The sequence below is a fragment of the Staphylococcus marylandisciuri genome, assembly GCF_025519785.1.
In the GTDB taxonomy this organism is placed as follows: domain Bacteria; phylum Bacillota; class Bacilli; order Staphylococcales; family Staphylococcaceae; genus Staphylococcus; species Staphylococcus marylandisciuri.
This window is the reverse complement of record NZ_JAOPKZ010000003.1, coordinates 133,414-159,321: the sequence shown is the minus strand read 5'-3', so window position 1 is coordinate 159,321 and position 25,908 is coordinate 133,414. Positions and strand designations below refer to the sequence as shown.

Sequence of the window (25,908 nt, the reverse complement as noted above, 5' to 3'; positions counted from 1 at the left end):
CTAAGAAATCTGCTTTTCATACTTTGAAATCGACCTCTAACCTTATTTACATAGGTTGGAGATATTGATATAATTTACTGGTTGACAATAAGGTTATATTTAACCTTGAATTACATTCTGTAATTTAGTAAAATGCAAACGGATATGGAAAGTGGGTGAAATTATGGCAACATGGCTAGCAATACTTTTAATTGTAGTTGCTCTCATCGTAGGATTGATCGGTGGTTTCTTATTAGCACGTAAATACATGATGGATTACTTTAAAAAGAACCCGCCAATTAATGAAGAAATGCTACGTATGATGATGATGCAAATGGGTCAAAAGCCTTCACATAAAAAGATCAATCAAATGATGACTATGATGAACAAGAACATGGATCAAAAGATGAAAAACGGTAAATAAAACATTACGAAAGAGGCTGGGACATAAATCCCAGCCTCTTCAACATCTCGGCAGTAGATGACTGATTTAAAAATGCGCTTGTATCAAGCTTTTTCAATTCTATTTATCCTTGCCGGGGCGGGACTACGAAATCTTTTTTGTTCAAATTAGATTTCTGTCCCGCTCCCTTGAATTTTAATTTGATAATTAGCCTAGTTTTTTACAGTATTCGGATAGAAATGACCATGTGTTCACCCTCATGTATTAATATAACTTTAAAAAATGGTTACATATTAAATTACAATATAATTTGTTCAGCATTTTATGACTTTAAATTTTTTTGAGCACTATTTGTTGTAAAAAGGGTGCTATAATAAATTTAACTTTGTGAATAAAATAACTGATAAAGAGTTTACATAGTGATATAATATCGAATGTAATAAAGTCAAATGCAATTAAAGAAGGTGTATAAATGCTTTATCTAACTTTTTCCATAGGTTTCGCCTTTTTAATGGGAATAGCAGTTATTATTATTAGAATGAAAGCTCAAAAATATCCAGTTAATGAGAAGAAAATAATTTTACCGCCTTTCTTTATGGCTACAGGTGCTCTGATGTATGTAGTACCTTATTTTAGATTGACTGGTTTGGAGATATTAGAATCAATCATATTAGGTGTACTATTTTCAAGTGTGTTAATATGGACATCAAAATTTGAAGTACAGGGAAGCGAAGTTTACATGAAGAGATCTAAAGCTTTTCCTATTATCTTAATTGGTTTATTAGTAATAAGAACTGTTATTAAAATTTTTGTGAGCAATACAATCGAACCAGGTCAATTAGCAGGTATGTTCTTCTTGTTAGCATTTAGTATGATCGTACCATGGCGTTTAGCTATGTTATATAAATATAAGAAGCTAAAACGAACTTTAGTACAATAATAGCTATAGATTTTGTAATGAAATTAGTTATATTATAGGTAGGTCTGTAGCTGAACTTATTAGAGGGCTAAAAAAGAAAAGTTCAGTTATTTTAGATTCCAGTGTACCTAGGGAGAGGCTGGGACATAAATCCCAGCCTCTTCAACATCTCGGCAGTAGATGACTGATTTGAAAACGCGCTTGTATCAAGCTTTTTTCAATCCGGGGCGGGACTACGAAATCCTTTTATTCAAATTAGATTTCTGTCCCGCTCCCTTTGTTATGCACCCAGTTTGAACGCACAGAGCACCAGACTAGCTCTAAATTTTGAGATCTAATCCGGGGGGTCATGAGTTGAATTGAAAGGAGAAATGTTATACGATAATAACGAACAAATGTTCTATTAAGAGGTGGTTGATTTGAAAATTATACATACAGCCGATTGGCATCTAGGTAAGATTTTAAATGGTCAATCGCTGATAGAGGATCAGCGTTTTATACTAGATAAATTTATTAAAGCAATGTCTGAAGAAGAACCAGATCTTATTATTATTGCTGGGGACGTCTATGACACGAGTTATCCTAATAAAGAAGCTGTTAATCTGTTAGAGACGACTATTCAAGAACTTAATTTAAACATGCATATTCCTATAATAATAATTAATGGGAATCATGATGGTCGCTCAAGATTAAATTATGGATCAAAATGGTTTGATAAGACTTCTTTATACATACGTACTGAGATAGAAGATATCTATGAACCGGTTAATATAAATGGGGTAAAGATATTCACACTGCCTTTTGCAACATTAGCTGAACTAAAAGATTATTTTAGAGACAATAGCATTGAGAACTACGAAGAAGGCATATCACTTTGTTTAAATGAAATTTCAAAGCAGTTAAATTTAAATGAGGTCAATTTGTTAGTAGGACATTTAACCGTTCAGGGTGGAGTTAAGAGTGATTCTGAGCGTGAGATAACAATCGGTACAGTTGAAGAAGTTCAAGAAAAAAACTTTAAGCAGTTCGATCGAGTTCTTTTAGGACATCTACACCATCCTTTCAGTATTCATTCAAATTACATAAGCTATAGTGGATCTTTACTTCAATACTCTTTCTCAGAAGCCACTCAGGCTAAAGGCTATAAAGTATTACAACTTTCTGACGAAGGGATAAAAGAAACATTTCGACCTATCGACCCGTTAAGAAGCTTAGAAGTAATTGAGGGAAGTTATGAAGATGTTATTCAGGAAAATATTAAATTAAAAAATAAATATAACTATGTTCAATTTAAACTATCTAACCTTGAACATGTTACAGATCCAATGTTACACCTCAAATCTATTTATCCCAATACGCTATCTCTAATAAACGACGATTTAGCTTTAATTGCTGAAAAAACACAAACAAAAGTAAAATTAAATAATCGTACTGATAGTGAGATAATAAGTGATTTTTTCGAATATGCTACAGATATTAAAATGAGTGAGGTTCAACGACAGACAGTTGAACAAATGCTTAGTCAACTTACTGGAGGTGATGCTAATCTATGAGACCTTTAAATTTATCTATTCATAATTTTGGTCCTTTTATTAAAGAGGAAATTAATTTTTCTCAAATTCAGCAGAACCAACTTTTTTTGATAAGTGGCAAAACTGGTTCAGGTAAAACAATGTTATTCGATGCAATGGTCTATGCTTTGTTTGGGGAAGCTTCAACTAAAGATAGAGACAAGAGTGAATTACGAAGTCATTTTGCTGATGAAGAATCTCCTATGTCAGTGACGTTTGAGTTTAGGTTAATGAATCGTATATTTAAAGTGAAGAGACGAGCAAAATTCACGAGAAAAGGTCGTAAATCTGCAATTCCAGCTGAATTAGATATTTATGAAAAAACATTGAATGATTATCGTCTAATTGAAAGTTCGATAAGAAAGGGTGATTTATTCATAAAAGAGTTACTGGGAGTTAATGCCGACCAATTCAGACAGTTATTCATTTTACCCCAAGGAGAATTTAAAAAGTTTCTCGTTTCAAATAGTACAGATAAACAGCAGATTTTAAGAACATTATTCAACACAATAAGATTTGAAAATATTCAAAACGTTCTTAAAGAAAATGTAGCGGAAGTTAAAGAACAAATTGATCATATGTTTATTCGTCTAGAGGGCATATTTGAAGATCTATACGATTATGACAGTGAAGAGTTAATCACGTCAAAAAAGATAAATGTTAGACAAACAAGTAAAATTATCGAAATGCTACCTTCATTCGAAGAGATAGGTAATGAGATTACTGACAAACTTTTAAAAAGAAAACATAGCATTAATAGAGAATACACTCGTCTACAAAAATCGGTTGAATTTCAGAAGAAGTTGCATATTAATCTCGATAAACTTGATGAATATCAGTCACAATATGATGACTTAATAAAGCAAACGCCGCATATAGAATTCCTAAAAAAAACGGTAAAAGAAATGAATGAAGCGAAGTTGCTTGTCCAGCTAATTAAAGATAAGGAACGTAATAGTTTGGATCAAGGAAAAGTGAATGAGGAGTTAATTGCTAAAAGAAAGCTTATTAAAAATTTGTCTCATGATCTTAATGCTAAAGAGAAAGATTTGAGAACTCAAATTGATAAGCAGTCACTTTATGAAGAACTAAATGAATGGCTAGCAGAAAATAAAAGGTTTTTTAGTAATATTAAAGAGTACGAGTCAGCTTTTAATCGACATCGCGCTTGTGAAAAAGATTTAATAAAGATTGAGAGTGATTGGAAGTTTAATGAAAAAACGCTTGACGATATTGCTTCCAAAATAGAGAATAAGCAACCCGATTATGAAAAAGAAAATCTTCTACTAGCAAGTATTTATGAAGAAAAAAGTCATTATAGCGATTGCGAAAGGAAATTAAACCAAAAGATAGAACATGATAAGTTAGTGACAGAAATTAAGGAGAAAGAGGACCATTTAGCAAACATTAATAAAGAACTAACTAAAGTAAATGATGAATGTAATAAAATTAAACAGGCTAATGATAATTTGGGAAATATTGATCAATTTGAAAAACAAGTTATCTCTATACAGAGTGAGTTAAATGAAGGGGACAAATGTCCGATTTGCGGTAATAAAGTTGAGAGTATAGAACAACACATTAACTTTAAGAAAATCAGAGAAACTAAAGAGAAACAAGAAGAGTTACACAACACTTATCGAAGTCTTGAAAAGCAACAAATTGCTGTAGACAATCAACTTAAGAGTAAGCAGGAGCAATTAAAATACTTTGAGAACGTCGCGATTAATGAAGATCAACTTAAAGTGATTCAAAACCAAATTGATTCCCTTACAACCCAACTTAATCAAGTAAAATCTGAGAATAGAAATTTAGATAGTTTAATTGAAAAACAAAGATTAACAAAAGATAAACTTGTACAAATTGAAAAAAAGAAAACGTCTCTAGAAAATGAAAAAGAGAAGGTAAACACTTTAATAAGCGATTTTAAAAAGACTACCCAATATGATGACGTGGCTACGTTTGAGAATGAATATCGAAATAAAGAAGTTGAACTCAATAAATTCCAAAAAGAATTAGAGGATTTACAACAAGAAACACATCAAATAAAAAGTCAATATGATATTGAAAAGAATAACTTAACCCATCTAAACAGTAAGAGAAAAGAGCTGCTGCAAGCACAAGATGAGCGAGAAGATTATATTCAGCGTGAGATGAAAAAAATTGGTTTGACATCTAAAAGCGATATACGAAGAATAATAGAAATATCAGATAAAAAAGAAGCGTATGAAAATGAGATCAGCGCCTTTGAAACTAAAAAGCAAAAACTGATTGCCTTTATAGAAGATCTAAAAGTACAAACACAAGATAAAGAGGTGATTGATTTAACCCATTTAAACGAAGAATATCAACTTAGTGAAGCCAATTTAAACAATATCAATCATGACATAAGTCAACATGAATACAAAAGGGACGTAAATAAAGAAAAAATAGAAAATATTAGAGACATTATCAGAAAGCTAGAGGGTGAACTTCATTCTCAGAAAGAAATAATGCAACTATCCGATGTTTTATCTGGAAAAAATCCTACTAAACTTAAATTGGAAAATTATGTACTTATACACTATTTAGAGAATATATTAAGACAAGCGAATAAGCGATTAGCACTCATGACAAGTCAACGTTATCAACTTGTTCGTAAAACTTCTCTTTCTCAGGGATATAGTGGTTTAGAAATCAATATATTTGATACGCATTCGAATAAAGAGCGTCACATTACCACGTTATCAGGAGGAGAGACATTCCAAGCGTCTTTAGCTTTAGCACTAGGATTAAGCGAAGTAGTTCAACAAGAATCGGGTGGGATTGTACTTGAATCAATTTTTATTGATGAAGGTTTCGGAACGCTAGATCAAGAAACGCTTGATACCGCTCTGAATACTTTAATCAGTTTACAGTCTGCTGGTAGATTAGTAGGTATTATTTCTCACGTATCTGACTTAAAGCAGCGTATACCGTTAGTTTTACAAGTTAAAGCAGGTTCTGATCAAAGTTACACTTCTTTCGTTCACCAATAGATGAGGCTGGGACATAATGTAATGTCCCAGACCCTTTTAGCATCTTGGCAGTAGATGACTGATTTGAAAATGCGCTTGTATCAAGCTTTTTTCAATTCTAGTCATCCTTGCCGGGGCGGGACTACGAAATCTTTTTATTCAAATTAGATTTCTGTCCCGTTCCCCTATCTCTTGAAGTGATTATACATTAAGGCCATCAAATGCTTTTTTACACATTTGATGGCCTTCAATAAACGTTATAAATTATGAATTAAAGGTTCTTTTCGCGTAATAAATCTCGTATTTCAGTTAGTAACACTGTATTCGCTTCAAGTTCCTCTTCTTCCTCATCTTCTTCTTTTTTCATCACAGTATTCGCTATTTTAACAAAGACAAATAATGCAAAAGCAATGATGAGAAAATCAATTATTGACTGAACAAACATTCCATATTTTATTCCCATAAATGACCAGCTTTTAGCAAAATCAACAGTACCAAATAGTAGTCCTATAAGCGGCATAATGATGTATGTTACTAATGCGGTTACGATTTTATTGAAAGCAGCACCCATGACTACGGCTACAGCTAAATCAAGGACGTTTCCTTTAAAAGCAAACTCTTTAAACTCCTTTAACATTTTAAGTTACCTCCAATTTAGAAAATAAATTAATAGTTTTTTAATTATACCTTATTTTCTAAAATAAAGGAACACTACAAAAAGTAAATTTGATTAGATTGTGGAGGTTTGTTATTCTATTTATTAGCTTATGGAATAGTGGTGAAAATTTGAAATACAAATAGATCACTTTTTCTGTTGTACAACTTAATATGAAAGGGGAGTAATTAGTTATGAATTCTTCAAATCAGTACGATAGTAATAAGAAGATTTCGCCCGTATTTCTTTACAGTGCTATCTTAGTTGCTATTGTAGTACTTATAGGTGCGATTTTCCCTGAAAAATTCGGAGAAGTAACAAATAATATCAAATTATGGATAACTAATAAACTCGGTTGGTATTATCTCATACTAACAACAATTATAGTTTTCTTCTGTATCTTTTTAATTTTCAGCCCTATTGGAAAATTAAAACTCGGTAAGCCTAATGATAAGCCCGAATTTAACACTATCTCATGGTTTGCTATGTTATTTAGTGCTGGTATGGGAATTGGATTGGTATTCTATGGTGCTGCTGAACCAATGGCAGACTTTGCTTCACCACCAAGTGCTACACCAGAGACTAAAGCTGCTTACACTGAAGCATTGCGCTCTACGTTCTTCCACTGGGGCTTCCATGCTTGGGCTATATATGGTGTGGTTGCTCTAGCATTAGCTTATGCTCAATTTAGAAAAGGGGAACCAGGTCTGATTTCAAGAACTTTAAGACCGATATTAGGTAATAAAGTTGAAGGACCTATAGGAATAGTTGTAGACGTATTAGCTGTATTCGCTACTGTAGTTGGTGTGGCTGTATCACTAGGTATGGGTGCTCTACAAATTAATGGTGGATTAAGTTATTTATTCAACATACCAAATAATATATGGGTTCAAGCGATTATTATCGTTGTTGTTACTATATTATTTATCACTAGTGCATGGTCAGGTTTAAGTAAAGGTATTCAATATTTAAGTAACTTAAATATTACCTTAGGCGCAGTCTTAATGATTGCAGTATTAATTATTGGACCAACAGTACTTATATTAAACTTAATGACTAGTTCTACAGGTCATTTACTTAATTCATTCTTACTCAATACTTTTGATACTGCTCCATTAAATCATCAGAAACGTGATTGGATGTCAAAATGGACGCTTTACTATTGGGGCTGGTGGTTAAGTTGGAGTCCGTTCGTTGGTATCTTCATCGCCCGTGTATCAAAAGGACGTTCAATCAGAGAATTTATTGCTGGTGTTCTATTAGTTCCAGCATTAGTTAGTTTCATATGGTTCAGTGTTTTTGGTGTTCTTGGTATTGAAACTGGTAAGAAACATCATCACCTTTTCAATATGTCACCTGAGACTCAACTATTTGGTGTCTTCCATCACATACCACTCGGCATGGCCTTATCAATCATCGCATTAATTTTAATAGGTTCCTTCTTTATTACATCAGCAGACTCTGCAACCTTTGTATTAGGTATGCAAACGTCATTTGGTTCTCTCGAGCCACGTAATACAGTCAAAGTATCATGGGGGATAGCACAATCTCTTATCGCTTTCGTCTTACTATTCGCTGGTGGAGGAAATGGTGCCGAAGCTTTAAATGCAATTCAAAGTGCGGCGATTATCAGTGCCTTGCCATTCTCGATAGTAGTTATAATGATGATGATTTCATTCTATAAAGATGCTAACCAGGAACGTAAATTCCTTGGCTTAACATTGACACCTAATAAACATCGTTTACAAGAGTATGTTCAATATCAACAACAGGATTACGAAGAAGATATTCTTGAAAAACGTGAAGCAAGAAGAAATGCTAATAAATAAGCTTAATTCTAAAGAGGCTGGGACATAATGTAATGTCCCAGCCTCTTTCAGCATCTTGGCAGTAGATGACTGATTTGAAAATGCGCTTGTATCAAGCTTTTTCAATTCTAGTCATTATTGCCGGGGCGGGACAGAAATCTTTTTATTCAAATTAGATTTCTGTCCCGCTCCCTTTTTTTCAATAATAGAGATTTCTAAACACACGTAGGGGAGAGAACCTACGGATTTATAAGTGATAATGATTCTCAATTGATAAAAATAACTTATGATACGTCAACGAAACTATAAGAAAAAGTTATATGACCTGATTGAAAAATCAAAAGGAATATTACCGAATTTCTCCTACCACACAGTTGTATTCCTCAATAGTTAATTATACAATTTAGTTAAGGCATATTAAAATTAAGGTTCAGGGGGGATATATATGGCTTCAAGTATGAGAGATCAAGCGAAAAAAACGTTCGATCTTAACGGTAAATCATATACTTATTATGATTTAAATACTTTAGAAGACAACGGTCTTACTAAAGTTTCTAAATTGCCATATTCAATCAGAGTTTTATTAGAATCAGTATTAAGACAAGAAGACGGACATGTTATTACTGATGAACACATTAAGTCACTTGCAGAATTCAACCAAGGTGCTAAAGGTGAAGTGCCTTTCAAACCTTCACGAGTTATTTTACAAGACTTCACAGGTGTTCCTGCTGTAGTTGACTTAGCATCTTTACGTAAAGCGATGAATGATGTTGGTGGAGATCTAAATAAGATCAATCCAGAAGTGCCTGTAGATTTAGTTATCGACCACTCTGTACAAGTTGATAGCTATGCTAATCCAGATGCATTAGAACGAAATATGAAATTAGAATTTGAACGTAACTATGAGCGTTATCAATTCTTAAACTGGGCTACAAAAGCTTTTAATAATTACAAAGCTGTGCCACCTGCAACAGGTATTGTGCATCAAGTTAACTTGGAATACTTAGCGAATGTGGTACATGTAAGAGAAGATGATAATGGCGACGAAGTAGCATTCCCTGACACATTAGTAGGGACAGACTCACATACTACTATGATTAACGGTCTTGGCGTTCTAGGTTGGGGCGTTGGTGGTATCGAAGCTGAAGCAGGTATGCTTGGTCAACCATCCTACTTCCCAATCCCTGAAGTTATAGGGGTCAAACTTACTAATGAATTACCTCAAGGTTCAACTGCAACAGATTTAGCTTTACGTGTGACTCAAGAGCTACGTAAAAAAGGCGTTGTAGGTAAATTTATCGAATTCTATGGCCCAGGGGTAGTCAATCTTCCTCTCGCAGATCGTGCGACTATCGCAAACATGGCTCCAGAATACGGTGCTACGTGTGGTTTCTTCCCAGTTGATGAAGAATCTCTTAAATATATGAAACTAACTGGTCGCTCTGATGAGCACGTAGATTTAGTTAAAAAATATCTTCAAGAAAACAGTCTGTTCTTCGACGTAGACAAAGAAGAACCAGAATATACTGATACTATTGAAATTGATTTATCAACAGTAGAAGCTTCATTGTCAGGTCCTAAACGTCCTCAAGACTTAATCTTCTTAAGCGATATGAAGAAAGAATTCGAAGACTCTGTTACTGCACCAGCAGGTAACCAAGGGCATGGTTTAGATAAGAGTGAATTCGACAAAGAAGCTACAGTGGAGTTCAAAGATGGTTCAACTACTAAAATGACTACAGGAGATATCGCGATTGCTGCGATTACATCTTGTACAAATACTTCTAACCCATACGTCATGCTAGGTGCTGGGTTGGTTGCTAAAAAAGCAGTAGAAAAAGGACTAAAAGTTCCTGAATACGTTAAGACTTCATTAGCTCCAGGTTCAAAAGTTGTAACAGGCTACTTAAGAGATGCAGGGTTACAAAATTATTTAGACGAACTCGGATTTAATCTTGTTGGTTACGGTTGTACTACATGTATAGGTAACTCAGGTCCGCTTCTTGAAGAGATAGAAAAAGCTGTAGCTGAAGAAGATCTCTTAGTTACATCAGTCCTTTCAGGTAACCGTAACTTTGAAGGTCGTATACATCCATTAGTTAAGGCTAACTACTTAGCTTCACCTCAACTTGTTGTTGCTTACGCATTAGCTGGTACGGTTGATATTGATTTACAAAATGAACCACTTGGTAAAGGTAAAGACGGTCAAGATGTTTATCTTAAAGATATTTGGCCATCAATCAAAGAAGTTGCTGATACAGTAGATAGTGTTGTAACACCTGAGCTATTCAAAGAAGAATACGAATCAGTGTACAACAACAATGAAATGTGGAACGAAATTGATGTCACTGATAAACCGTTATACGACTTTGACCCTAACTCAACTTATATTCAAAATCCATCGTTCTTCCAAGGATTATCAAAAGAACCAGATAGCATTAAACCATTAGATGGATTGAGAGTACTAGGCAAGTTCGGTGACTCTGTAACTACTGACCATATTTCTCCAGCAGGAGCAATAGGTAAAGATACACCAGCAGGTAAATATTTATTAGACCATGGTGTGCCAGTTCGTAACTTTAACTCTTACGGTTCACGTCGTGGTAACCATGAAGTGATGGTGCGCGGTACATTTGCTAATATCCGTATTAAGAACCAATTAGCTCCTGGCACTGAAGGTGGTTATACTACGTATTGGCCAACTGATGAAGTAATGTCAATTTACGATGCGGCTCAAAAATACAAAGCTGATAATACTGGCTTAGTTGTATTAGCAGGTAATGATTACGGTATGGGATCATCACGTGACTGGGCTGCTAAAGGTACTAATTTACTAGGAGTTAAGACTGTTATTGCTCAAAGTTATGAACGTATTCACCGTTCAAACTTAGTAATGATGGGTGTACTTCCATTACAATTCCAAGATGGAGATTCAGCAGATAGCTTAGGTCTTGATGGTTCTGAAACATTCTCAGTAGACATTAATGAAGATGTTAAACCACATGACTTATTAGATGTAACTGCAACTAAGGAAGATGGTTCTCAAGTTAGCTTTAAAGCCATTGCACGTTTCGACTCTAACGTTGAAATGGATTATTACCGTAATGGCGGTATATTACAACTTGTTCTTAGAGATAAACTTGCTCAATAATGTGAGTTAATAGAGAGCGGGGCAGAAATCTTTTTATTCAAATTAGATTTCTGTCCTGCTCCCTTCTTTTTTATGTTAAAATTTGTGTGTGTTAAAGCATAGAAAGGGAAGTTTTAAATGATTTATAGTATCACAGAGGTAGAATCGCGTTATCAAGAAACCGATCAAATGGGTGTCATCTATCATGGTAACTATCCAACATGGTTCGAAGTTGCACGGACTGATTACATCAATAAATTAGGATTTAGTTATAAAGATATGGAAGATAGTGGCGTTATTTCGCCTGTAACTGATTTAAATGTTAAATATATTAAATCAATAACTTATCCAGAGAAAGTTAAAATAAAAACGTGGGTAGAAAAATACTCTCGATTAAAGTCTCTTTACTGTTATGAAGTTTACAATGAAGCAGGAAAACTAGCCACAACTGGTTCCACGACACTAACGTGCATTTTAAAAGAGAATTTTCTCCCGATACGATTAGATAAAATGTTTCCGGAGTGGCATGAGGTCTATAGAAAAGTAGAACAGCTTAATAAAAAAGGAGTTGATTATGAAGTAACAGAATCAACTCCTATCAGCGACATTGAAGTTGATTAAATCTACATTTATTAAAATTTTATAGAACGAGCTGACACGATCACATAGTTAAACTACTGATATGTTTTGGGGAGCGGGACAGAAATCTATTTTGAACAAAAAAGATTTCGTCGTCCCGCCCCGGCAAGGATGACTAGAATTGAAAAAAGCTTGATACAAGCGCGTTTTCAAATCAGTCATCTACTGCCGAGATGTTGAAAGAGGGAGCGGGACAGAAATCTAATTTGAATAAAAGATTTCGTCGTCCCGCCCCGGCAAGGATGGCTAGAATTGAAAAAAGCTTGATACAAGCGCGTTTTCAAATCAGCCATCTACTGCCGCGATGTTGAAGAGGCTGGGATTTATGTCCCAGCCTCTTTCTCTCTAGTCAAAGACCTTTATGTCCCAGCCTCATTTTTAACAATATTAGGGGCATTCTCCTCCTTCTACAAGGGATAGGCGTAACAACATTGACTCGATGGGATTTGATATAAAAAATCCTCAGAAGCTTTAACACAGTTTCTGAGGATTTCTTCATATTTACATCCACTTTATCTTAGGCTCTTCACCTTTAAATATCCTTACTATGTTTGTTCTGTGACGAACAATCAATATGATACCCACTACAATACTCATGCCGAGTAAAATAAAATTACCGATAAAAATGGAAGCAATAACGCAACAGATTGCTGCGATAATACTTGATAAAGAAACATATTTAGTAAGGTAAAGTATTAAGAAAAATACGATTGCTAATGATAGAAGGAGTATAGGATGCGTTCCGAGTACAACTCCTGCGCTCGTAGCTACGGCTTTACCACCTTTAAAACCTAAATAAATTGGAAAAACATGGCCTATAATTGCGAAAACACCTACGATTAACCCATTTGAGAAAAATCCACTTATAGGTCCCGTAACGTGAATGGGTAACCATAAGGGTAAGAAGACTACAATAAACCCTTTAAAAATATCTAAAAAGGTCACTATAAAGCCGGCGGGTTTTCCTAATACTCGGAAGCTATTCGTCGCTCCTGTATTGCCGCTTCCAAAATTTCTAATATCTTTTTTAAAAAATAATTTGCCAATTACTAAACCACTTGGTATAGCTCCAATGAGATAGCTTAAGATTAACATTATTACAATCATCATTTTATTAAATCACAACCTTTAATGACGTTAGATATATTCTATCATATATCCTCGAAGTAATACGAATAAAACTTTTACCGAGGGTCTTTTTACACTGTTAAAATTATTTTGACGCTTGCATTTTAGGTAATTTTATATAAGAATAACTATTGTATGGTTTAAAAAACGAACGTACGTTTGTAGGAGGGCGAAACGATTGGTTAATAAGAAAAATAATCATTATTCGGATGATTCCATACAGGTTCTTGAAGGACTAGAGGCAGTTCGCAAAAGACCTGGTATGTACATAGGTTCCACCGATAAACGTGGTTTACATCACTTAGTTTATGAAGTAGTTGATAATTCTGTTGATGAAATACTTAACGGACATGGAAATGAGATAAAAGTCACAATTAATAAAGATGAAAGTATATCGATAGAAGATAACGGGCGCGGTATGCCTACAGGAATTCATAATTCAGGAAAACCGACTGTACAAGTTATCTTCACTGTATTACATGCCGGAGGTAAGTTTGGTCAAGGTGGTTATAAAACATCAGGTGGCTTACACGGTGTAGGTGCCTCTGTAGTTAATGCACTCAGTGAATGGCTAGAAGTAGAAATCTATCGAGATGGAGCAATTTACAATCAACGCTTTGAAAAGGGTGGTTGTCCTAAAAGTGGTCTAGAGAAAAAAGGGAAAACACGTAAAACAGGGACTAAAGTTACTTTCAAACCCGATCCAAATATCTTTAAATCTTCTACAAGCTTTAATTTTGAAACCCTCAGCGAAAGGTTACAAGAATCTGCTTTTTTACTTAAAAACTTAAGAATTGAACTTAAAGATCTACGCGTAGGTAAAGATCGCGAAGAAGTATATCACTATGAAGAGGGAATTAAAGAATTTGTTAGCTATGTGAATGAAGGTAAAGAAGTGTTGCACGAAGTTACTAAATTTACAGGGTTATCCAATGATATAGAAGTAGATATCGCTTTTCAGTATAACGATCAATATTCCGAAAGCATTTTGAGCTTTGTTAACAACGTGAGAACCAAAGATGGTGGTACGCATGAAGTTGGTTTCAAGACAGCGATGACCCGTATGTTTAACGATTATGCTAGACGCATAAATGAATTAAAAGATAAAGATAAAAACTTAGAGGGAAACGATATCCGTGAAGGTTTAACAGCAATCATTTCTGTGCGGATTCCGGAAGAATTATTGCAATTTGAAGGTCAAACTAAATCTAAATTAGGTACTCCGGAAGCGAGAGGGGCTGTAGAATCAGTCGTGGCGGATAAATTACCATTTTATCTAGAAGAGAAAGGGCAACTCTCTAAATCTTTAGTAAAGAAAGCCATAAAAGCACAACAAGCAAGAATGGCTGCACGTAAAGCGAGAGAGGACGCTCGGTCAGGTAAGAAAAACAAACGTAAAGACACGTTGCTTTCTGGTAAATTGACGCCAGCTCAAAGTAAAAATACTGAGAAAAATGAATTATATCTCGTCGAGGGTGATTCAGCAGGAGGTTCTGCTAAATTAGGACGGGATCGCAAATTTCAAGCTATTTTACCTTTAAGAGGAAAAGTGATCAATACTGAAAAAGCACGCTTAGAAGATATCTTTAAAAATGAAGAAATAAACACAATTATTCATACTATAGGTGCTGGAGTAGGAACCGAATTTAAGCTCGATGACAGTAATTATAACCGTATTATCATTATGACAGACGCTGATACTGACGGCGCTCACATCCAAGTTCTACTCTTAACGTTCTTCTTTAAATACATGAAGCCTTTAGTAGAAGGAGGAAGAGTATTCATTGCATTGCCTCCATTATATAAACTTGAAAAAGGTAAAGGAAAGAATAAAAAAGTAGAATATGCGTGGACTGATGATGAGTTAGATAAGCTTCAAAAGAAATTGGGTAAAGGCTTTACTCTACAACGCTACAAAGGTCTAGGGGAAATGAATCCAGATCAATTATGGGAGACAACGATGAACCCTGAAACACGTACTTTAATTCGCGTACAAGTAGATGATGAGCTACGTTCGTCAAAACGCGTCACTACTTTAATGGGTGACAAAGTAGCTCCTAGACGTGAGTGGATTGAAAACCATGTGGAATTTGGATTACAAGAAGAACAAAGTATTCTTGATAATAATGAGATACAAGTTCTTGAGCAACACGGTATCGATGAGGAGGGTGTAAGATGAGTGAAATCATCCAAGACTTATCACTTGAAGATGTAATTGGAGATCGCTTCGGACGATATAGTAAGTACATCATACAAGAACGTGCACTGCCCGACGTTCGTGACGGATTAAAACCTGTGCAGCGGCGGATCTTATTTGCTATGTATTCGAGCGGGAATACTTTCGATAAAAACTTCCGTAAAAGTGCTAAATCAGTTGGTGATGTTATAGGTCAATACCATCCTCATGGTGACACCTCTGTATATGATGCCATGGTCCGTCTCAGTCAAGAATGGAAACTACGTCACGTTCTAATTGAGATGCACGGTAATAATGGTAGTATCGATAATGATCCACCAGCAGCAATGCGTTATACTGAGGCTAAATTAAGTCGTATTTCAGAACAGTTGTTAAGAGATATCAATAAAGAAACTGTTCCATTTATGCCTAACTATGATGATACTACCAATGAACCTATGGTCTTACCTGCTCGTTTACCCAATTTATTAATCAATGGCAGTACTGGAATTTCAGCAGGTTATGCCACAGATATCCCACCTCACAATCTCGGTGAGGTGATTCAGGCTACGCTCAAATTCATTGATCAACCAGATATTTCAGTTAAGCAGTTAATGAAATACATCAAAGGTCCTGATTTTCCTACTGGTGGTATTATTCAAGGAATTGAAGGCATAAAAAAAGCTTATGAAACTGGAAAAGGAAAAGTTGTGGTGCGTTCTAAAGTTGAAACTGAGAAACTACGTAATGGGCGTACTGAATTAGTTGTATCTGAAATACCTTATGAAGTTAATAAAAGTAGCTTAGTTAAGAAAATAGATGAGTTACGGGCAGATAAGAAAGTAGACGGCATCATAGAAGTAAGAGATGAAACTGATAGAACGGGTTTACGTATTGCTATAGAACTTAAGAAAGATGTTAATAGTGAAGCAGTGTTAAATTATCTATTCAAAAATACTGATTTACAAATATCCTATAATTTTAATATGGTAGCCATAAGTGAAGGACGTCCTAAATTAATGGGACTGAGAGATATTATTAACAGCTATCTTAATCACCAAATTGAGGTTGTGACAAACCGTACGCGCTACGATTTAAGACATGCTGAAAATCGTATGCATATAGTGGAAGGGCTAATGAAAGCGCTCTCTATTTTAGATGAGGTTATTCAATTGATACGAAATTCTAAAAATAAAAGAGACGCTAAAGACAATTTGGTTGCTGAATATGACTTCACAGAAACACAAGCTGAAGCTATCGTAATGTTGCAGCTCTACAGATTAACAAATACAGATATTGTACAATTAGAAGATGAACATGCTGGATTAAAAGAAACGATTGCTCATCTACGCCACGTATTGGATGATCATGATGCTTTATTAGCGGTTATTAAAGATGAACTGACAGCTATCCGTAAGGAGTTTAAAGAACCACGCTTATCCGTTATTGAAGCAGAAATAGCTGAACTTAAAATAGACAAAGAAGTAATGGTTCCTAGTGAGAATGTGGTGGTTAGCTTAACCCAAGATGGTTATATTAAGCGAACTTCATTACGTAGCTACAATGCGAGTGGAATACAAGAAGTGGGTGTGAAAGATGGAGATAGGTTACTTAAACATTTTGAGGCTAACACTTTAGATACTGTTTTAGTGTTTACTACTAAAGGTAGATATCTATATATACCGGTGCATAAGTTAGTTGAGATTAAGTGGAAAGAATTAGGTAAACATATTTCACAAATTGTAGCTATAGATCACGATGAGCATGTAGTTGATATCTATACTGAAACAGATTTTAAACCTAACGGTTATTACATCATCGCGACCCAAAATGGCATGATTAAGAAAAGCAACATTTCAATGTTTAAAACAACTCGTTATAGTAAGCCACTAGTAGCTATGAAGGTTAAAGATGGAGATGAAGTGATTAGCGTATTCAAAGTTAACAAACAACCTGAATTCATCACAGTCCTTACTCAAAGAGGTATGTCTCTTACTTATAGTTCTGAAGAACTGAACGATACGGGTCTAAAAGCGGCCGGCGTTAAATCTATAAACCTTAAAGATGAGGATGTCGTTGTACTAACTCACAGTGTTAAAGAAACAGATACGCTTCTTATGGTCACTCAGCGAGGTGCTCTAAAACGTATTGGTTTTAAAGTATTACAACAAGCTAAACGTGCACAAAGAGGGCTCACGCTGCTTAGGGAGTTAAAGAAAACGCCTCATCGCATTGTTGATGCTAAGGTAGTTCAGGCGGACGATTCGAAGTATGTTATTACTTCAGATCAAACATTTAAATCAGGCAACGTAAGGGATGTACATTTATCTGAACAATATACGAATGGTAGTTTTATCGTCGACATCGATGAATTTGGGAAAGTGAAGTCACTGATTATAGAGGAAAATAATTCTAGATAATAATAGTCTTTCTCCATTTATAATGATAAAATGATTAACAGGACGGTACACGCAGTTAATAATTAAAGACAAAACTTAGTGTTGCTGAATTATATTTATTTGATGCGTCAAATGGTATGATTTAGCAGCACTATTTTGAAGGAACATTTTTTAGAAGATGCTAAACTTCTAATTTAAAAAATAGTTTCTTAATACATATAACCTGCACGTCCCTAATTGAGGTAAAGTGATATTTATCGAGTTGGATGGATTAGAGCTTTCGCCAATATTTGTAATTAATCCGCTAAAAAACTCAAAGACAATATCGCAAAAAATTATATAGATGAGAGTGATGATAATGAATAACTTTGATAGTTATATCCCAGGTTGGTTTAAGTCATTCGTCCAAGTTGGAAATGATCTAATTTGGTCGCAATACTTAATTGGCTTACTTATTACGGTTGGGATATTTTTTACAATAGGTTCTAGGTTTGTCCAAATTCGATGGTTCTTTGAAATGTTTAGAGCCTTGGGAGAAAAACCAGAAACGTTAGATAATGGTAAGAAAGGGATTTCTCCTTTCCAAGCGTTTGCGATTAGTGCAGGATCTCGCGTGGGTACTGGTAATATCGCAGGGGTGGCAACTGCAATCGTTCTCGGTGGTCCGGGAGCTGTCTTTTGGATGTGGCTCATAGCGCTTATCGGTGCAGCAAGTGCTTTCATGGAAGCGACATTGGCGCAAGTATATAAAGTGCCTGACAAAGATGGCGGTTTTCGTGGAGGACCGGCATATTACATCACTAAAGGCTTAAACCAGAAGTGGCTAGGTGTGGTGTTTGCCATTTTAATTACGATAACGTTTGCTTTTGTCTTTAATACTGTTCAATCGAATACAATCGCAGAATCTTTATCGACTCAATATAATGTAAATCCGGTAATTACAGGTCTCGTTTTAGCAGTGCTCACTGGTATTATTATTTTCGGTGGCGTGCGTAGTATCGCTAAGTTATCTTCTGTAATCGTGCCTGTAATGGCATTGATCTACATTGGCATTGTACTTGTCATTTTAGTTATGCATTTTGATCAAATTATACCGATGTTAGCTACTATAGTGAAAAGTGCGTTTGGTTTAGAACAAGTTACAGGCGGTGCAGTCGGTGCTGCAGTATTACAAGGTATTAAGAGAGGGCTTTTCTCTAATGAAGCCGGTATGGGTTCTGCGCCGAATGCTGCTGCGACCGCTGCTGCTCCTCATCCTGTTAAGCAAGGTCTCATTCAATCACTTGGTGTCTTCTTTGACACGATGTTAGTTTGTACATCAACAGCTATTATGATTTTGTTATATTCAGGACTGAAATTTGGTGAAAAGGCTCCTCAAGGTGTTCAAGTTACTCAATCAGCATTAAATGAGCATTTAGGAAGTGCTGGAGGTATTTTCTTAACTATTGCTATTACCTTATTTGCTTTTTCATCAGTGATCGGTAATTACTATTATGGACAGTCTAATATTGAATATTTATCTAATAATAAATCAATTCTATTTGTTTTCAGATGTTTAGTAGTAGTACTCGTATTTGCAGGAGCTGTAGTTAAGACTGAGACGGTATGGAGCACAGCAGACTTATTTATGGGCTTTATGGCAATAGTTAACTTGATCTCAATTATTGCCTTATCTAACATAGCGTTTGCAGTTATGAAAGATTACCGTTTACAGCGTAAAGAAGGTAAGCGACCAATCTTTAGGCCAGAAGAATTAGAAATTAATCTTTTTGGTATTGAAAGTTGGGGAGCTAATAAGAAAAATAAATCTTTATACTGATGAGCACAAGGCTATGGCGGCACGACGCTGTCATAGCTTTTCTCTACATAAGTGACAATCAAGGGATTTTGTGTTTATGTAGTTTACTAAAATAGTATATAATGTAGTAGTTATATAATTTTAATTTTTAGCAAGGAACGGTGATTTAGTATGGAAAAGGAAGCGAAGAAGAAATCTTCCACTCATACATCTGAGAACGCTAAGAAACTAAAACTCTCTTTTCCTGAGACCCGTTTTATGAAGTTTCTTGGTGGTAAGGATATAATTTTCGGATTAATACTCCTTATATTACTTGGAATCGTGATTTTTATTTTTGATCAAATATCGTATATCTTTAAACCTTTCATCATCATTTTTAATACAATAATGGCACCAATCATAGTGTCGTTGATACTGTACTATTTACTTAACCCTATAGTTAATTTCATGGAGCGCTATCACATCTCTCGCTTATGGGGCATAGTGATTATATTTTTACTGATTAGTGGCTTAATCACTCTAGCAGTTAATTTATTAATCCCGATTATTTCTGACCAAATTAAGAGTATGGCTAATAATTTCCCTTATTATGTAAGAAAAGTAAATCATTTTATAGATCAGTTTTCTAATTACTCAGTGATCGCTACTTTTTACGATCAAATACAAGGTAACTTAGATAAATTCGCTAATAAATTACCGTCGTTAGCCACTGATTATACAGATGGATTGGGTTCAAAGTTAAAGAATATCGCTGAAACTCTAGTTAATGTAGGAATTGTCATCGCCACTACTCCATTTGTATTGTTCTTTATGTTGAAAGATGGTCATCGCTTTAAAGAATTCACAACTGGAATCATTCCTCCTAAGTTTAGAAAAGACTTTCACGACTTATTAGAGAAGATGAGTTTACAGGTAGGTTCCTATATACAAGGTCAAATGATCGTATCGCTATGTATCGGAGTGCTACTGTATATTGGCTACGAAATTATCGGCTTAGACTACGCCTTGATTCTAGCTTCAATTGCAGCAGTAACAAGTGTGGTACCTTATATTGGGCCGACAATTGCTATTTCGCCAGCTATCATCATCGCTATTATTACATCACCTATCATGCTTTTAAAATTAATCGTAGTGTGGACGCTCGCGCACTTCTTTGAAGGTCATTTTATTTCTCCAAACATTATGGGGAAAACACTTAAAATTCATCCATTAACGATTATTTTTATACTTTTATGTGGTGGAAATATACTAGGTCCAGTAGGTATTATATTAGGTATCCCTGGTTATGCTATTTTAAAAGTACTCGTATCCCATATCTATCTCTTATTTAAACGTCGCTACAATAAGTATTATGGTGATGATGCCGGGGAATATGAATTTAGCAATGAGGAGAAAGAAATTACTAAACAAATTAGCAAATAATATAAGTTAAGGTAATGCTATGGTTGTTATCTTAATTTGCAATATCTATCGTATTCACTATTAACTACTTAATAGAAAAATTATAATTTTTAGGCTGATTTTATGAGTTGTTTATTATAAAATAATTTAAAGATCAGCCTTTTTTATAAGCTTATAAGTTTATTTTATTTTTTAGTATCATCCTTAGCAGTAATATGCTATATTCTTGTTACCTTATGAAAACTTTTGAATAGAATTGAGTGAAAAAATGTCAGATATGTCTAAAAGTCAAAAGAATAAATTATTATCAATTCTTAAATTTAGTTTTGCGTGTATCTTATTCATTATTGTAGTTTACTCACTTTATAAAGAGCTACATAATATTAATCCGAAAGATGTCATTTTAACTTTTAGTAAGACAGATCGTATGAGTTTAATTACGCTGTTCTTTAGTGGAGGCGCAGCAGTCATTTTGCTCTCATTATATGATGTAATCCTTGCTAAAGTTTTGAAATTAAACATATCAATATGGCGGACGCTAAGAGTAGGCTATATCATTAATGCTTTTAATGCGCTGATTGGTTTTGGCGGCTTTATTGGTGCAAGTGCCCGCTTCCTTGTCTACAAAAAGTATTCAAATAACTACAAAGATTTGTTACATACCATTTCAATTATATTATTGTCTATGTTGACAGGACTTAGTTTACTTTCGATATTAGTCGTTGTACATATATTTGATGTTAAACACGTATTTACACCTTTCCCTTGGATTCACTGGTTACTTTATCTCGTCGCATTATTTTTACCTATTTTTGTAATAGTGACGATTCTTAAACCGGTACAGGGTAATAATAGATTGACGGGGGTATATTGTACTTTAATTTCAAGTCTTGAGTGGCTAGCTGCTTCTGGAGTCTTATTTATGGCTATGCACGTAGTTAATATTGAGACGCACTATCCTACGTACATGGGCATTTTTATAATAGCTTCTTTGTCAGGATTGATTAGCTTTATTCCAGGCGGTTTAGGTGCTTTTGATCTAGTTATGTTACTAGGCTTGAAAGCTATAGGCGTAAGTGAAGATAAGATTGTTCTAGCATTACTCTTATACCGCTTCGCTTATTATTTCTTCCCGGTGCTTGTCGCTTTAATATTATCAATATTTGAATTTGGTGGTTCTGCTAAAAAATACCTTGAGGAATCTGATAAATTTCTACCGGCAAGAGAAATTACTTCATTTTTACTTTCGTTCCAAAAAGATATTAAATCACGAATTCCTGCTTTATCCATGAGTTTACTTTTAATATTTACATCGCTGTTATTTTTTATTAATAATGTGAACATTATCGATGATGGATTATACAGTAAAGGTCATACGTTCTATTATATTTTAGTGGCTATTCATACCACAGCGTGCTTGCTGTTATTATTGAATGTCATCGGTGTTTTTGCGCTTTCTAAAAGGGCACTGCTTTTCGAGATTATTTCTATAATCATAATTATCGGCGTGACGTTGTGTACGTATGCTTCTTACATTTCGCTTTTATGGTTAATCGTCATACTTATTCTTTTGATTGTACTTTATAAGAGTGCTCGTGTATTGAAAAGACCTGTTAGGATAGGTAAATTAGTAGGAAGTATCTTATTAAGCGCATTGATGTTATATCTCAATCATCTATGGATCGCGCATTTCTTTGATACTTTAGATATTTATCATGTGGAAAGAAATACATCATTATTACGTTATTACTTCTGGCTTACACTCTTGTCCGTAGTTATCATTGTAGGGATCATTGTATGGTACTTTGAAAGAAAAACAACTTTGCCTAAGGGTAAAGATGATTTATCAATTTGCGAGACTATAATTAAACAGTTCGGTGGCAATTATTTAAGTCATCTCATCTATAGCGGAGATAAGAAATTCTTTATTACTGAAAATGAAGATGCGTTCATTATGTATAAGCGTAAGCATAATGCTTACATTATTCTCGGCGATCCTATTGGTAATCCAAGTAGTTTTCCTAAGCTGCTGGAAGATTTTTACGAGCACGCGCATTATTTAGGTTACGATGTTATTTTCTATCAAGTCACGGATAATTACCTCTCTTTATATCATAATTTTGGCAACCAGTTCTTTAAATTAGGAGAAGAGGCTTTAATCGATTTATCTAAATTTAGTACTTCTGGTAAAAAGAATCGAGGTCTTCGTGCCACTATTAATAAGTTCAAAGATTTAGAAATGAAATTTGAAGTTATTGAGCCGCCTTTCGATAAACGGTTCCTTCAAGAAATACGGCAGATTAGCGATGATTGGCTTGATGGTCGAAAAGAGATGAAGTTCTCAGTAGGTTCATTCAACGAATTCTATCTATCTAAGGCACCCATAGCTGTTATTAAAAATGCTGAGGGTGACATTATCGCTTTTTGTAATATGATGCCTACTTATCACAATGAAACGATCTCAGTTGATTTAATCCGCTGGCGTTCAGAGTCTGATTTACCATTAATGGATGTTCTTTATCTTAATATACTGTTATGGGCACAAGAGAAAGAATATCATTATTTTAATATGGGCATGGCAACGCTCTCTAATGTAGGGCAAGTTTCCTTTGCTTTTACAGGTGAAAAAATTGCCGGTCGCGTATTTGAACATTTTAATGGTCTGTATCGTTTCCAAGGGTTAAGACGTTATAAAGAAAAGTTTAGACCCTATTGGTCGCCGCGCTTTATCGTTTATCGCAAACATAATTCACTTTGGTTGAGTATGATACGAGTAATAAGAGCTATCCGCAAATAAGTTGAATAATAAAAGTTCGAGACAAGAAAGATTAAACTTCTGTCTCGAACTTTTATTTATTATTGAGTTCTCGTTGCTTTGCGGTAAGCTTCACGTTCAGCCTGTTGTTGTTGATAGCGTTCAGGATTCTTTTTATAGAAGTCTTGATGGTATTCCTCAGCCTCATAGAACTGAGAAGCGGGCAATAACTGTGTTGCTATACTTTTATCATTATTGAATGTGTGACGCATTGATTCTAAGAATTGAGTTGCAATATGTTGTTGCTCTTTATTGTTGTAAAATATCGCTGTCTTATACTGAGGACCACGATCTTGATATTGTCCACCTTCATCAGTAGGATCGATTACTGAAAAGAAGATATGGAGTAATTCTTCATAGGAAAAGCGGTCGCTATCATATCTTATCTTTACCGTTTCAATATGGCCAGTGTCGCCTCTTTTAACTTCCTCGTATGATGGATTGTCTAGGTGGCCGCCCATATATCCAGATCTGACTTCTTCTATACCCTCATGTGTATCAAATGGCTTAACCATGCACCAAAAGCAACCACCCGCAAAATATGCTGTCTCTATCGTCATCTTCTCATCGCTCCTATCTAAGTCTTAGGGTGTATTTATTAAGATATCACTTGATTTTTAATCGCTTTTTATATAACTTTAATATATATTAATTATAATATAACGGTTTGTAATTTTGAAGATATAAGGTTGGTATTATGGACGAAGAGAAAAGAAATAACGAGTATAAACGTAGCAATTATAATCAAACTACATCATCACGAAGAAAGAAAAAGAAGAAAAAACTAAAGAAGTTACCTATAATAATTTTAGTTCTTCTTATTATATTAGCTTGTGTGGTCGGTTACGCTGTCCACGGTTATCATTCAGGTATAGACTACGCTAAAAAACACGGGAAGTCTTTGAAGATGCATAAATTTAATGGGGCAGTAAAGAATGACGGTAAAGCCACGATAATGATTTTAGGTGCTGATAAACAACAAGGTGGCATTTCGCGGACGGATTCCATAATGATTGCTCAATATGATTACATACATAAGAAAATGAAGCTTATGTCGGTTATGCGTGATATTTATGCAGATATTCCTGGTAACGGGCAGCATAAAATTAATTCAGCTTACTCTATCGGCGGCCCGGAATTATTACGTCAATCACTTAAGAAGAATCTAGATATCGATCCAGAGTATTATGCTATTCTTGACTTTACTGGGTTTGAAAAGATGATAGATGAGTTGCAACCGAACGGTGTACCTATTGATGTTGAGAAAGATATGTCTAAAAATATAGGCGTTTCCCTTAAAAAAGGTCATCACCGATTAAATGGTAAAGAACTATTAGGTTATGCCCGCTTCCGCCACGATGCTGAAGGGGATTTCGGACGAGTTAGAAGGCAACAGCAAGTAATGGAAGCCTTGAAAAAAGAACTAGTTACACCTACCACTATTTTTAAACTTCCAAAAGTAGCAGGCATATTACGCGGATATTTAAATACAAATATGTCAGATGGTACATTGATTAAGACAGGCGTGAATTTTGGGATACGTGGTGACCATAATGTAAAAACTTTAACTCTACCTGTAAAAGATACGTATTCAGATATTCAGACAGAAGCGGATGGTAGCGCCCTTAAAATTGATAAAGAGAAGAATAAAGAAGAAGCGCGTAAATTCTTTAAAGAAAATAAGTAGTTTACTGATCCAGCGACGGAACTGCAAACTTTTTTCGCTATTTTTAAATCCGCGCTATCAACTGACTTACTTGAGAGTTGATGATCAATTCTAAATAAATAACGCTAAGAGGTCGGGACATAAAGGTCTTTGACTAGAGAGAAAGAGGCTGGGACATCAATCCTAGCCTCTTTCAGCATCTCGGCAGTAGATGACTGATTTGAAAACGAGCTTGTATCAAGCTTTTTTCAATTCTAGTCATCTTTGCCGGGGCGGGACTACGAAATCTTTATACAAATTAGATTTCTGTCCCGCTCCCTCTTCAACATCTCGGCAGTAGATGACTGATTTGAAAATGCGCTTGTATCAAGCTTTTTTCAATTCTAGTCATCTTTGCCGGGGCGGGACTACGAAATCTTTTTACT

Annotated in this window: 16 protein-coding genes; 13 read left to right on the top strand and 3 right to left on the bottom strand. The window is 34.9% G+C overall.

Annotation, left to right across the window (positions count from 1 at the left end; genetic code table 11):
• The first annotated feature begins 163 nt into the window (after positions 1-163).
• The 4 genes from N9R04_RS02645 to sbcC all read left to right on the top strand — a co-directional run bounded on the left by N9R04_RS02645 (position 164) and on the right by sbcC (position 5,889).
• A complete protein-coding gene (locus N9R04_RS02645; protein ID WP_262854956.1) occupies positions 164-403 on the top strand; it encodes a YneF family protein in 240 nt (79 codons plus the stop codon).
• A gap of 451 nt (positions 404-854) precedes the next feature.
• The gene (locus tag N9R04_RS02640; protein WP_262854955.1) at positions 855-1,322 is read left to right on the top strand and encodes a CcdC family protein; all 468 of its coding nucleotides are present in this window, start codon (positions 855-857) and stop codon (positions 1,320-1,322) included.
• Positions 1,323-1,720: 398 nt separating this feature from the next.
• On the top strand, positions 1,721-2,854 hold the full coding sequence (gene sbcD, locus N9R04_RS02635; protein ID WP_262854954.1) for an exonuclease subunit SbcD: 1,134 nt from the start codon (positions 1,721-1,723) through the stop codon (positions 2,852-2,854).
• Complete coding sequence (gene sbcC / locus N9R04_RS02630; RefSeq protein WP_262854953.1) at positions 2,851-5,889, top strand: exonuclease subunit SbcC; 3,039 nt, start codon at positions 2,851-2,853, stop codon at positions 5,887-5,889. Before sbcD ends, sbcC begins: the two co-directional genes overlap by 4 nt.
• A gap of 250 nt (positions 5,890-6,139) precedes the next feature.
• On the opposite strand, the gene mscL is transcribed toward sbcC, so the two are convergent.
• Complete coding sequence (mscL, locus tag N9R04_RS02625; protein WP_262854952.1) at positions 6,140-6,505, bottom strand: large conductance mechanosensitive channel protein MscL; 366 nt, start codon at positions 6,503-6,505, stop codon at positions 6,140-6,142.
• A gap of 212 nt (positions 6,506-6,717) precedes the next feature.
• Between mscL and N9R04_RS02620 the strand changes: the two genes are divergently transcribed.
• The 3 genes from N9R04_RS02620 to menI all read left to right on the top strand — a co-directional run bounded on the left by N9R04_RS02620 (position 6,718) and on the right by menI (position 12,082).
• A complete protein-coding gene (locus N9R04_RS02620) occupies positions 6,718-8,352 on the top strand; it encodes a BCCT family transporter (RefSeq protein ID WP_262854951.1) in 1,635 nt (544 codons plus the stop codon).
• Between the two features lie 424 nt (positions 8,353-8,776).
• Positions 8,777-11,482: an aconitate hydratase AcnA gene (gene acnA, locus N9R04_RS02615; RefSeq protein WP_262854950.1), complete on the top strand. Its 2,706-nt coding sequence runs from the start codon at positions 8,777-8,779 to the stop codon at positions 11,480-11,482.
• 117 nt (positions 11,483-11,599) lie between these two features.
• A complete protein-coding gene (gene menI, locus N9R04_RS02610) occupies positions 11,600-12,082 on the top strand; it encodes a 1,4-dihydroxy-2-naphthoyl-CoA hydrolase MenI (RefSeq protein ID WP_262854949.1) in 483 nt (160 codons plus the stop codon).
• 519 nt (positions 12,083-12,601) lie between these two features.
• Here the strand turns inward: menI and plsY are convergent.
• Entirely contained in the window at positions 12,602-13,210 is a 609-nt protein-coding gene (gene plsY / locus N9R04_RS02605; protein WP_262854948.1) for a glycerol-3-phosphate 1-O-acyltransferase PlsY, read from the bottom strand.
• A 196-nt stretch (positions 13,211-13,406) separates the two neighbouring features.
• Between plsY and parE the strand changes: the two genes are divergently transcribed.
• The 5 genes from parE to mprF all read left to right on the top strand — a co-directional run bounded on the left by parE (position 13,407) and on the right by mprF (position 23,799).
• Positions 13,407-15,407, top strand: a complete 2,001-nt coding sequence (gene parE, locus N9R04_RS02600) for a DNA topoisomerase IV subunit B (RefSeq protein WP_262854947.1) — start codon at positions 13,407-13,409, stop codon at positions 15,405-15,407.
• The gene (parC, locus tag N9R04_RS02595; RefSeq protein ID WP_262854946.1) at positions 15,404-17,824 is read left to right on the top strand and encodes a DNA topoisomerase IV subunit A; all 2,421 of its coding nucleotides are present in this window, start codon (positions 15,404-15,406) and stop codon (positions 17,822-17,824) included. The genes parE and parC overlap by 4 nt, the downstream gene beginning before the upstream one ends.
• A 337-nt stretch (positions 17,825-18,161) precedes the next feature.
• Positions 18,162-19,622, top strand: coding sequence for a glutamine transporter AlsT (alsT, locus tag N9R04_RS02590; RefSeq protein WP_262854945.1), 1,461 nt, complete (start codon positions 18,162-18,164; stop codon positions 19,620-19,622).
• A gap of 150 nt (positions 19,623-19,772) precedes the next feature.
• Entirely contained in the window at positions 19,773-21,023 is a 1,251-nt protein-coding gene (locus tag N9R04_RS02585; protein ID WP_262854944.1) for an AI-2E family transporter, read from the top strand.
• 256 nt (positions 21,024-21,279) lie between these two features.
• Complete coding sequence (mprF, locus tag N9R04_RS02580; RefSeq protein WP_262854943.1) at positions 21,280-23,799, top strand: bifunctional lysylphosphatidylglycerol flippase/synthetase MprF; 2,520 nt, start codon at positions 21,280-21,282, stop codon at positions 23,797-23,799.
• Positions 23,800-23,858: 59 nt separating this feature from the next.
• Here the strand turns inward: mprF and msrA are convergent, their stop codons facing one another.
• On the bottom strand, positions 23,859-24,377 hold the full coding sequence (gene msrA, locus N9R04_RS02575) for a peptide-methionine (S)-S-oxide reductase MsrA (protein WP_262854942.1): 519 nt from the start codon (positions 24,375-24,377) through the stop codon (positions 23,859-23,861).
• 137 nt (positions 24,378-24,514) lie between these two features.
• On the opposite strand from msrA, the gene N9R04_RS02570 reads away from it, so the two are divergent.
• Positions 24,515-25,504 carry an LCP family protein gene (locus N9R04_RS02570; protein WP_262854941.1) on the top strand — a complete coding sequence of 330 codons (990 nt, stop codon included), beginning with the start codon at positions 24,515-24,517 and terminating at the stop codon, positions 25,502-25,504.
• Positions 25,505-25,908: the final 404 nt, after the last annotated feature.